Annotated in this window: 7 protein-coding genes; all 7 read right to left on the bottom strand. The window is 39.1% G+C overall.

The features are described from left to right. Positions 1-124: 124 nt before the first annotated feature. The 7 genes from AOQ32_RS07900 to AOQ32_RS07875 are packed head-to-tail and all read right to left on the bottom strand — an operon-like array spanning position 125 to position 3,451. Complete coding sequence (locus tag AOQ32_RS07900; protein WP_059394348.1) at positions 125-1,051, bottom strand: hypothetical protein; 927 nt, start codon at positions 1,049-1,051, stop codon at positions 125-127. Between the two features lie 18 nt (positions 1,052-1,069). Beyond that, on the bottom strand, positions 1,070-1,672 hold the full coding sequence (locus tag AOQ32_RS07895) for a DUF669 domain-containing protein (RefSeq protein ID WP_059394347.1): 603 nt from the start codon (positions 1,670-1,672) through the stop codon (positions 1,070-1,072). Between the two features lie 4 nt (positions 1,673-1,676). After that, complete coding sequence (locus AOQ32_RS07890; RefSeq protein ID WP_059394346.1) at positions 1,677-2,435, bottom strand: AAA family ATPase; 759 nt, start codon at positions 2,433-2,435, stop codon at positions 1,677-1,679. A gap of 15 nt (positions 2,436-2,450) precedes the next feature. Continuing rightward, a complete protein-coding gene (locus tag AOQ32_RS07885; protein WP_059394345.1) occupies positions 2,451-2,843 on the bottom strand; it encodes a hypothetical protein in 393 nt (130 codons plus the stop codon). 13 nt (positions 2,844-2,856) lie between these two features. Further along, positions 2,857-3,069, bottom strand: a complete 213-nt coding sequence (locus tag AOQ32_RS07880) for a hypothetical protein (RefSeq protein ID WP_059394344.1) — start codon at positions 3,067-3,069, stop codon at positions 2,857-2,859. A 2-nt stretch (positions 3,070-3,071) separates the two neighbouring features. After that, on the bottom strand, positions 3,072-3,230 hold the full coding sequence (locus AOQ32_RS08730; protein ID WP_158531893.1) for a hypothetical protein: 159 nt from the start codon (positions 3,228-3,230) through the stop codon (positions 3,072-3,074). After that, positions 3,230-3,451: a helix-turn-helix domain-containing protein gene (locus AOQ32_RS07875; RefSeq protein WP_059394343.1), complete on the bottom strand. Its 222-nt coding sequence runs from the start codon at positions 3,449-3,451 to the stop codon at positions 3,230-3,232. Before AOQ32_RS07875 ends, AOQ32_RS08730 begins: the two co-directional genes overlap by 1 nt. Between the last annotated feature and the right edge of the window lie 110 nt (positions 3,452-3,561).

Here is a 3,561-nt window from a genome sequence, read left to right as displayed (position 1 = left end):
ACGATTCCTTTTTCAATCCGTCCTAAATCTTTTTCGTCAATTCCGATAATCTCGCTGGCATCCGCCAACTTTAACTTGGCACGCAAGCGTGCTTTCTTGTATGTCGTTGTCATTTTAAAATTTCCTATAAATGTGTCTTCCTGCCGTTCAGCAATGCCAACAAATCATCTGGCGCTTCTGCTGGTTGTTCATCTTGTGACTGCGATTGCAGCTGAACATCAGCATTCTTAGTTATTTTTGGCTCTTGCTTTTTAGTCGTCTTCTTTGGTCGCTTGCCATCTCGATAACCAAACTCACTCGCTTTATCCGAATACTGATCAAATTTCTTAACAAGCGTTGCGCTAGAAAACTTGGCGATAATATCTTCTGACCAGTTATCCATGATGTAATTCATCACGTCCTGAAATTCTTGGACTGAAATGTTTTTAAAAACAAGTTGGCCAAAAATTCCTGAATTATTTAGCTGGCGATTTGTTGCTGCGTTGAAAATTTTCAGCATATCCTTTGCAGGATTTACTGATTCCATTTCGCCATAATCTAATGGAGTAGTCTCTTGGTTATTCTCTTGGTAGTCTAATGGTATTGGTCGGGTCAAATTGACCTGTTCTGATGGTGTCAAATTGACCTGTTCAGAACGTTCCAAATTGACATCTTCCATTGGGTCAAATTGAACTGTTCGATTGGACGTTTTGTTTTTATCGATTTGTTCATATTGAACTAATGCGCTGTTAAGGCGTTCATAGTCGATTGTGTACCATTTTGTCTTGTCGAATTTCTGTTTGTTGTAATTTCCAGTGATCAAAAAATTTTCGTCTGTTAGAAATTTTAAAGTACGTTTTACAGTGCTTTCTGACATCCAAATGAACTGATTTTCCCAATCTCCAATTGTGTTAAATACCCATGTTTTTCCATCAAAAGATTTTCCAGATCGTTCCATCCAGTAATGTATTTGTTGCAAAACAATTGCTCTGTCTGAACTTCCTAAAATCTTCGCCAAACTTGGTTGGAATTGCATTGGGCTTTCTTGAATTAATAATTTAGAACTTCCCATTTATTGCTCCTATACCAATCAGAATGGTAGGTCATCATCTGAGATGTTGATTTCCCCATTATTTGCTGCTTGCTTAGCAAATGGATTGAATCCAGTCTGCTCTGGTTGCTTATTTGCAAACGCATTACTTGTTGGTGCTTGTTTCTGTGGCCCACTATTCTTCGCCTCAAACATGTCACGAGTGATTCCATCAGGCTTTGATCCATCACTATCTACATGAGTCTTAGCTCTAACTGTAAGGTTAGTTTTGCCCGTATAATCGCTTGTCTGCCATTCAACTTTGACATTGATCGTCTTACCAATCATTGATTTCACGTATTGAGCAAGTGAGCTAAATTGAACACCGCTCTTAGCTCCTGCAGCGATAGCCATGTTGTTGAAGTTTTTGGTTGAGCGTTCGGCTTCTTCTGCGGTACCATCTTTCCAAACCATGTTGTCATATCGGACTTTTCCGCCCTGATATTCGCCATCAACTACTTCATAATCAAAGACTGCCATCTCACTTCCAGTTGATGACGTTTTAGCCTCTGATGAATCCAAAATCTTCACGTTGTAAGTACCTGATTCTTGTACTGATTGACCAAATACGTTGTTCTCGTCTGTTGTAAATCCAAATGCCATAGTCTTATGCTCTCTTTCCTAATTCGTTAGCTACGTCTGCTACTTGTTCTTCAAATGTCTTATCGGCCTTTTTAGGCGCTTTATGTGGCTTGTCAGTTGGTAATTCTTGCTTATCGGCAGGTTCTGCCAACTCATTTGCCTTAATCAATGTGCGTTCGTCAATTCTGTTCTTGCCGTGATTTCCTTGCTCTGGATCAAAGTCGATAAATCGTTGACCATCTTGCTTGTAGATACGGCCAACAACATCAAATGGAGCTGACAAAGCATTAAACGTCTTTTGGTTCATGTCGGCCTCAAATCGTCCCTTACCGTCTAATCCGCTTGCACCGTTATCAATCTGGTGAGCAGTTACGAGAACTGTCTTTCGGCTCTTACGCAACTTCATTCCCAAATTTCTGAACCAAGACTGCAACTTTTGATAATTCTGTCGACCGTCTTTGCTTCGACCATCAATGTTATCTAGCACCCAGTTTTGAAGAGCTGTCACATTGTCTAAGATGATGATGTCAAAGTTTGGGCTACCAATTGCTGAATCAACATAATAGTCAACCTGTGACTGTATATTTGGCGCATCAGAATCATCAAATGCGAATACAAATGTGTCTGTGGTATCTGCTAATGCGTTATATGATCCATCGAAAATGAAACTTACTTTGTTGCCCTTAAACAGCTTAGAAAGACTTGTTTTTCCTGTTCCACCGTCTCCATATACGAAATACATATTCCCAGATGGAATTATTTTTCCTGGCTGAAATTCAATCATAATTTGTCTCCTTTCTCACTTTTTGAAATTAACTTTTTCAGTTTTTTTAATAACCGTCACTTCATCAAATTCTTCTTCGTTGAGAATTTTCTTAAGGTCTGTCACACCCTTGAATTGAAGCACCTCTAATCCATATGCCTTCAAATACTTGAGCATAAGTTCTGGATCATTAACGACTACTCGTCGACTGACTTCACCCATTTCAATGTCGTCAATTTGGCCGCCATCAATCATGTATTCTCGTGCATACTTCTTGAACTTCTTGATGTTCCCTTCCATCTCTTGGATTTTGAAATATACTTCGCTTTTCTGACTGGGCGACAATGATTTGAAAAAGTCTTCATTTCCCAAATCAACTGCTGATGTGATTTCTCCGTATGGATCTACGATTGATAAATTGTTTGCCATTTATTTCTCACCCTTAATCGTTATCAAGTTGTTCCAATTCTTCCTGGAGCTCATGTGACTCGCAATTCAAGTCGTCCCATGCTCCCATGTGGTAATCCATTTGTTCTTCTATTTCATCAATCTTTTCTAATATTTCATTACGTTTTTCTTGTTTTTGTTCCAATTCAGCTTCTTGACTCAGATGTTCATCTAAGCCGTCTGCAACCCAATTACCTGTTGTTGGCATGTTTAGTCCTCCGCTTTCGAAAATCCCGAAACAACTACATCGTTAGTTGACTGGTCTGTTAGGGACTGTACCAATTCACTAAGTGTGCTAATTAACTCGGATTGTGAACTAATAACGTCCGCCTGTGATTTAATAATCTCGATATACTTTTCTTTGTCCATTAGTCCTCCCACCCCACTAGATATGCTGGTGTCACGCCGTAGAACTTAGCTAACTTTTCCCATGTTGCTAGTTTTGGTTCACGTATACCGTTTTCCCAATTTGATAAGGTAGCTGATCCAATCGTTTTAGAAAATCCATCAGTCTTTCTTAATATCAAGGACAACTGAACCATTGACAGACCTTTTTTATTTCTTAATTGAGTTAATTTGTTTTTACTCATACGTCCTCCGTGGTACAATGGAGGCATAAACTATTTTTGTTGGAATAATTTATGCCTAAGCTCGCTCTGCTAAGCGGGCTTTTATTTTGCTTTCTTTTTGTCATCACGTC

The organism is Fructobacillus tropaeoli (assembly GCF_001047135.2).
Taxonomy (GTDB): domain Bacteria; phylum Bacillota; class Bacilli; order Lactobacillales; family Lactobacillaceae; genus Fructobacillus; species Fructobacillus tropaeoli.
This window is presented reverse-complemented; position numbering and strand designations above follow the sequence as displayed.